We start from the raw sequence: 6,010 nt of genomic DNA, 5'->3' as shown, positions 1-6,010 counted from the left end.
CTTTCAGAGACTCCCGGCCTTCCTGACCTGAATATAAATGCAGTTTCAACTGGAAGTTACAAGCACCAATATTCAGATAGTGTTTAAGTTTCTCAAGCCAGACAATTTTTCGGCTAGAGAGATTTCCCCCATCAGGTTTCCCAACCCCTTTCGGGGTTATTCTGGGATTTTTTACCTTATAAGCATTCCGCCTAAAAGCTTTTACTTTTCGACTCTTGTTTTTTTTACCGTTTCTTCTAACTTCTCTTTTAAGCTGCGGACTACCGTCAGTGCTGGTGTTTCCTGCTCTATTCAAAGGCAAAGGCATAGTCTGTACTCCTATCAAGACCAATTTTCACCAATATAATAAATTAGCAGTCAAATTAAAATTATACCTTAGTACTAGCCATGAAAATTCAATCAACCGAAAATACTACTTTAGTATCACAATCACTATATCAATAAAAGCAATGTGAGTTTATTGAACTGACTTCCATTAAATAGTATACAATTATGCTACTTCATCTATCATCCTTATACACATACCAAAGGCACTATTAAAATCCACAAAATCATTAACAGATACTGCACTGACTTCTAGTTAAATTAACAATAGGAACCTGACTCCAGTATTTATCAAACGCAACAATTATACAGATACGAATATTAACATTCACTTATAACAAAATTATTAATTAACTAAATACAACCAACTAAAAATAATAATCTATTATGGTAGATGGTAAAAAATACAAAATGGTATGTACTCTCAACAAAATCAAAGGTGTAATCAAAATGCCAACCGCAACTGGAACAGGAATAGGAATAAATACACAGAGAATGACGACTCGCCCACCGAATACTCTTGAACCAGCGGCTCAAGCTGCTCCGCATCAGGGGTTTTATTCTTGGGGGGTTAGTGCAGGTCCAAACGGACCACGCCCCTATGTATCAACAAATCAAGCAACAACACATGATTTTATGTCTCAGCTCCCTATACCAAAAACTATTTATGAAAGGACTTCTGCAGCATCGAATCCACAGAATCCACAGAATCCACAGTATCATAACTCTGTCTCGCAGACTGAAAAAAGAATAACAGACTCTCGAGATGGCTCGGTTCAATGTACAACGACCACATCACGCGAGACATCTATTTCGGTGCCCATTTCTGATCCTAGTCAAATTTCAAATTTCTTCACTTCTAATAGCATATTTCCTTCATTTCTTTCATTTCCATATCCATATCCAGTTCAAACTCATTTTGGACAAATGCCTCATACTCCCGATTATCCTCAAAATAATTCCCAATATGGCATACCAAGATGAGGTTCCCGGCAGTTCTGACAACGTTACTTCTGCCCTTCTGGAGATAAGCGAATTTTACTCTTATCTTCAGACTGCGGCTTTAGTTCCAAGAAGGTGGTAGTTTGACTTTATATGGATTGATCTCAGTTATTTAAGGACTCGACGTAAAGAAGGAGATATCAAAGCTATTTTGGATGAAATGAGCAGGAAAATGGGTAGCCCTACATGAGTTAATAAGCAGGTGATAGTTTGCTATCAAATGTTTTGACCTCTGACTAAGGAATAAGCTCTAACTTTTTTATAATCAAAGCATCAGCCGGTGATATTCACGAATTTTCTGGTGGTAAATATTGAAATGCAAACAACGACCCACTTCCGAGTAACTTCAGTTTTTTTGGTACGAACGTTACTCGTAAATGTTGAGTAGGGCCCGGCTTGGGGCGCTTTTTAAGAAGTACCGATCATGCTTCTACACGGCTCAGTTCAGGATAAGTGTTGGTATGCTTTCCCATGCCAGCAATAGCAAGAGATTACCTGAATGCAGTAAAATCCCTATACATCAGGCTTTGAGCGACTTGAGGTAAAGTACCAACACTTATCTGGAACTGAGCCCTTCTACACCTTGGTATCAATGATCATGATCGGTTTATCAAATAAAATTGACCATACGTACAGTCAATTTATACGAAAGCAAACTTCTACCTACTTATGGCTGAGCTTCAGAAAAACAACCGGAAGGGCAAGGCCCGTTCTTGATAAAGTCACTTTTGAAACACACTGAAAATGAAACAATATACTGCAATGGAAACACTTACCGGAACGTCAACAAAGCGTAGGAATCGTTCGAATTGAATAATCAGCCAGGGTGTGGTGAAGATAAAAAGAAAGGTGTTTTCAATTAAATAGTAAGCAGGCATCATGTTGTGGATAAGAGCAACCCGCACTTATCCACAACAAAAACTTTACTTAACCAGCAAAGACTTTCCAGACATCTCAGCAGGCTGATCAATCTTCATCATAGCCAGCAGGGTAGGCGCCAAATCAGAAAGAACACCGGCTTTCAGTTGAATGTTCTGAGGGCCGGAATAAATCAGTGGCACCAGTTCACAGGTATGAGCAGTATGTGCCTGACCGGTGGCAGGGTCGGCCATCTGCTCGGCATTACCGTGGTCAGCGGTGATCAGACACTGGCCAGCCACTTCTCCCAGGGCTGCAATAACGCGACCAACGCTTTCGTCCACCGCTTCAACGGCTTTAACGGCTGCATCAAAGTCGCCGGTGTGCCCCACCATATCGCAGTTAGCGTAGTTACAGATGATCAAATCATGGGCACCACTGCGAATTTCCTGAACCAGACGGTCGGTCAGTTCAGGGGCACTCATTTCTGGCTGCAGATCGTAAGTCGCCACCTTCGGGGAAGCCACCAGCACACGTTTTTCACCGTCAAACGGCTCTTCACGACCACCGCTGAAGAAGAAGGTAACGTGGGCGTACTTTTCAGTTTCAGCAATACGGAGCTGGGTTTTACCCAGTTTCTCCATATATTCACCCAGCGTGTTCACCAGCTCGCTGGGTGAGAATGCACAGGGAGCATCAATATCCGCAGAGTACTGGGTCAGCGTCACGAAGCCAGCTACTCCAGCTACACGGGTGCGCTCAAAACCGTCAAAGTCCTGATCCACAAATGCCCGGCTGATTTCACGGGCACGGTCTGCACGGAAGTTCATAAATACCAGGGCATCGCCATCGTTCAGACGAACCGCCTGATCACCGGTTACGGTGGCTTTTACAAACTCATCGTTTTCATCACGCTCATAGGCTGCTTTCAGACCTTCTACCGCAGTGGCCGCAGAAAACTCCGCCTTGCCATCGGTAATCAGATCATAAGCCTGCTGCACACGATCCCAGCGGTTGTCACGGTCCATGGCGTAGTAACGACCGATCAGGCTGGCAACACGGCCAATGCCCTTCTCTTTCAGCAGGGCATCCAACGCGGCCAGGGAAGGCTCAGCACTGCGAGGCGGGGTATCACGGCCATCCAGAAAGGCATGAACATAAACTTCTTTCGCACCACGACGGGCAGCCAGCTCTACCATGGCATGAATATGGTCTTCATGACTGTGAACACCACCGGGAGAAACCAGTCCCATAATATGAACGGCTTTGCCAGCGTTGACGGCTTTATCCACAACGGCGGTAATCACATCATTTTCGTAGAAATCACCATCCTTAATAGCCTTGGTGATACGAGTCAGCTCCTGATAAACAATACGGCCAGCCCCCAGATTCATATGACCGACTTCACTGTTACCCATCTGACCATCAGGCAGACCAACGTCCATTCCGGAACCGGAGACAAAACTGTGAGGGTTGTCTTTCCACAGCCGATCCATGACCGGCGTTTTGGCAGCAAGAATGGCGTTGCTCTCTTTTTCTTCGCGATGGCCATAGCCATCGAGGATGATCAGGGCTGTAGGTGTGCGCTTATCAGTCATGGACTCTTAACCTTGGCGAGTGGAATGGTCCGCATTTTACCTGCTTTGCCGCCGGTTTCCAGCGAATTGCCAACCCTTTATAAGCCAACACAAATTATCACAGCAGAATTGACCAAACCTTGAAACTCTTTGGAAACTCCCGAAAACAAGTGAGATTTTCTGGTGCAGCGTCAGCATATAAAATCATTGTAGTTCCCTTACTTTCCTGCTGCCGTATCAGTATACTTGCCACCTTTCAATATTACAGATTGACTATTTGTCGGCATGGAACAATTCATTGAGTTTATAGTTAACCACCCCCTGCACGTTGGTGCACTGGTGGCATTGGCCAGCGCACTGGCCTTTACTGAAATGCGCAAAGGCGGGCAGAGCTTATCCACGGCTCAGCTGACCCAGCTGGTCAACCGGGACCAGGGCGTGGTGATTGATGTCCGGGAAAAGGCTGATTTTTCCAAAGGTCATATCGTCAATGCCATCAACATTCCTTATGTGAAAATTAAGGTACGTGCTGGCGAACTGGAAAAATACCGTGAAAAGACCATCATTGTGGTCGACGCCATGGGGCAGCACAGCGGCAGTGTTGGCAAGACGCTGAAAGATTCAGGCCTGACCAATGTGGTCAGGCTCCAGGGCGGTATGAACACCTGGACTTCGGACAATCTGCCGATGGTAAAAAAATAGTACTGGCCAGACAACCTGTACGCCCGTTACCAAAATGCGTTCATCGTTTAGCCCATCAAAAGTAAGGAAATGACAATGGCTGATAATCAACAGCAGGCGCCTCAGTTCGCGTTACAGCGAATCTACATGAAAGATATCTCCTTTGAATCTCCAAAGGCGCCTGAGATCTTTCAGAAGCAGTGGCAGCCAGAAGTCAAACTGGACCTGAGCACCAGCAACCGTCCTTTGGAAGAAGGTCTGTACGAAGTGGTTCTGTCCCTGACCGTGACCGTAGAAAACGGTTCGGAAGACAGCTCTTCAGACAAGAAGGAAACGGCATTTGTGACTGAAGTACACCAGGCGGGTGTCTTCCTGGCCAAAGGTCTGGACGAAGAAGAGCTGCACCGCACTCTGGGTGCTTTCTGCCCGAACATCCTGTTCCCTTACGCCCGTGAAGCCGTCGACAACCTGGTACTGCGTGGTAGCTTCCCTCCGCTGATGCTGGCTCCGGTCAACTTCGACGCGCTGTACATGCAGGCTCGTGAACAGCAGGCAGCTCAGCAGCCAGAAGCTGTGAACTGATTTCAGACTGAAAAGCGTTTGAACCACAAAGGCACAAAGACACAAAGTTTACACCTCATTCCCACGCTCCGCGTGGGAATGCATACCTGACCCGCCGGATACCGCAGATCTTTCTGATAGCCCGAAGCCTGCACTCCCACTCAGAACCCTGCCCTCCTCCCCTCCCTTTGCCTCCGCCGTTATAACCAACTAAAGTCATCACAAGGGAAAACGCACAGGCAAGGTAAGCACAATGCCCAACTTATACGAAAATGACTTTTATTCCTGGACTCAGAAACAGGCTGACCTGATTCGTGAAGGCCGGATTGCCGAGCTGGATCTGAATAATATTCTGGAGGAACTGGAAAGCATGGGCAGAAGTGATTACCGGGCGCTGCAATCCCGGCTGACCGTACTGTTCATGCATTTGTTAAAGTGGCAATTTCAGCCGGAAGGACGTGAGCGCAGCCATAGCTGGGAACGAACAATAAAAGAACAACGTAAACAGATTAAACGATTACTGCTGGATTCACCGGGGCTGAAAAACAAACTTAACGAGATGCTGCCTACGGCTTATCACCGGGCCATAGAAGATGCCCATGATGAAACCAACCTGCCGGCCAGCACTTTTCCAGAGCAGTATCCGTGGAGTTTCCAACAGGCTGTGGATAAAAACTTCTGGCCTGATGATCTGGAAGCCGTTGTTACCCACCAATGGGATCCTGATCAGGGCTTTGATTGACTCTTATATTCCGTTGTTTCTGTATAGCGGGGATTTGACCGGAAGGCCTTCCCCGCTACGTTTTTGACCTCGTTCCCACGCTCCGCGTGGGAATGCATACCGCACCCACCACAAACAAAATAACTGGCGTGAAACTCCGGCACCCCCAGGCAAGTGAGGTTGTCCATCGCTCTTACCCTTTGCATGGCAATTCAGGCAGCGGGCTATTAGCAAGCCCTGAGGTTACGGCAAGTCCCGTATGCATTCCCACGCGGAGCGTGGGAAC

General features: G+C 46.7%; 6 protein-coding genes. 4 read left to right on the top strand and 2 right to left on the bottom strand.

Annotated elements, in window-relative coordinates; all coding sequences use genetic code 11:
- A partial coding sequence (locus tag RM811_RS05750) for a hypothetical protein (RefSeq protein WP_402521715.1) occupies window positions 1-307 on the bottom strand: 307 nt, incomplete at its 3' end.
- 404 nt (window positions 308-711) lie between these two features.
- Here RM811_RS05750 and RM811_RS05745 point away from each other — a divergent pair.
- Window positions 712-1,308, top strand: coding sequence for a hypothetical protein (locus RM811_RS05745; RefSeq protein ID WP_402521712.1), 597 nt, complete (start codon window positions 712-714; stop codon window positions 1,306-1,308).
- Between the two features lie 941 nt (window positions 1,309-2,249).
- On the opposite strand, the gene gpmM is transcribed toward RM811_RS05745, so the two are convergent.
- Complete coding sequence (gene gpmM / locus RM811_RS05740; protein ID WP_402521710.1) at window positions 2,250-3,782, bottom strand: 2,3-bisphosphoglycerate-independent phosphoglycerate mutase; 1,533 nt, start codon at window positions 3,780-3,782, stop codon at window positions 2,250-2,252.
- Between the two features lie 264 nt (window positions 3,783-4,046).
- Here gpmM and RM811_RS05735 point away from each other — a divergent pair, with 264 nt between their 5' ends.
- The 3 genes from RM811_RS05735 (at window position 4,047) to RM811_RS05725 (ending at window position 5,745) form a co-directional block, all read left to right on the top strand.
- Window positions 4,047-4,463 carry a rhodanese-like domain-containing protein gene (locus RM811_RS05735; protein ID WP_402521708.1) on the top strand — a complete coding sequence of 139 codons (417 nt, stop codon included), beginning with the start codon at window positions 4,047-4,049 and terminating at the stop codon, window positions 4,461-4,463.
- Window positions 4,464-4,517: 54 nt separating this feature from the next.
- A complete protein-coding gene (gene secB / locus RM811_RS05730; RefSeq protein WP_402521717.1) occupies window positions 4,518-5,024 on the top strand; it encodes a protein-export chaperone SecB in 507 nt (168 codons plus the stop codon).
- Window positions 5,025-5,256: 232 nt separating this feature from the next.
- Window positions 5,257-5,745, top strand: coding sequence for a DUF29 domain-containing protein (locus RM811_RS05725; RefSeq protein ID WP_402521706.1), 489 nt, complete (start codon window positions 5,257-5,259; stop codon window positions 5,743-5,745).
- The last annotated feature ends 265 nt before the right edge of the window (window positions 5,746-6,010 follow it).

The sequence above is a fragment of the Endozoicomonas sp. genome (assembly GCF_031844845.1).
Classification (GTDB): Bacteria; Pseudomonadota; Gammaproteobacteria; order Pseudomonadales; family Endozoicomonadaceae; genus Endozoicomonas.
This window is presented reverse-complemented; position numbering and strand designations above follow the sequence as displayed.

Coding starts and splice junctions, on each gene's coding strand:
- gpmM (WP_402521710.1), bottom strand. CDS start 3,782: ATGACTGATAAGCGCACACCTACAGCCCTGATCATCCTCGATGGCTAT.
- RM811_RS05745 (WP_402521712.1), top strand. CDS start 712: ATGGTAGATGGTAAAAAATACAAAATGGTATGTACTCTCAACAAAATC.
- RM811_RS05725 (WP_402521706.1), top strand. CDS start 5,257: ATGCCCAACTTATACGAAAATGACTTTTATTCCTGGACTCAGAAACAG.
- RM811_RS05735 (WP_402521708.1), top strand. CDS start 4,047: ATGGAACAATTCATTGAGTTTATAGTTAACCACCCCCTGCACGTTGGT.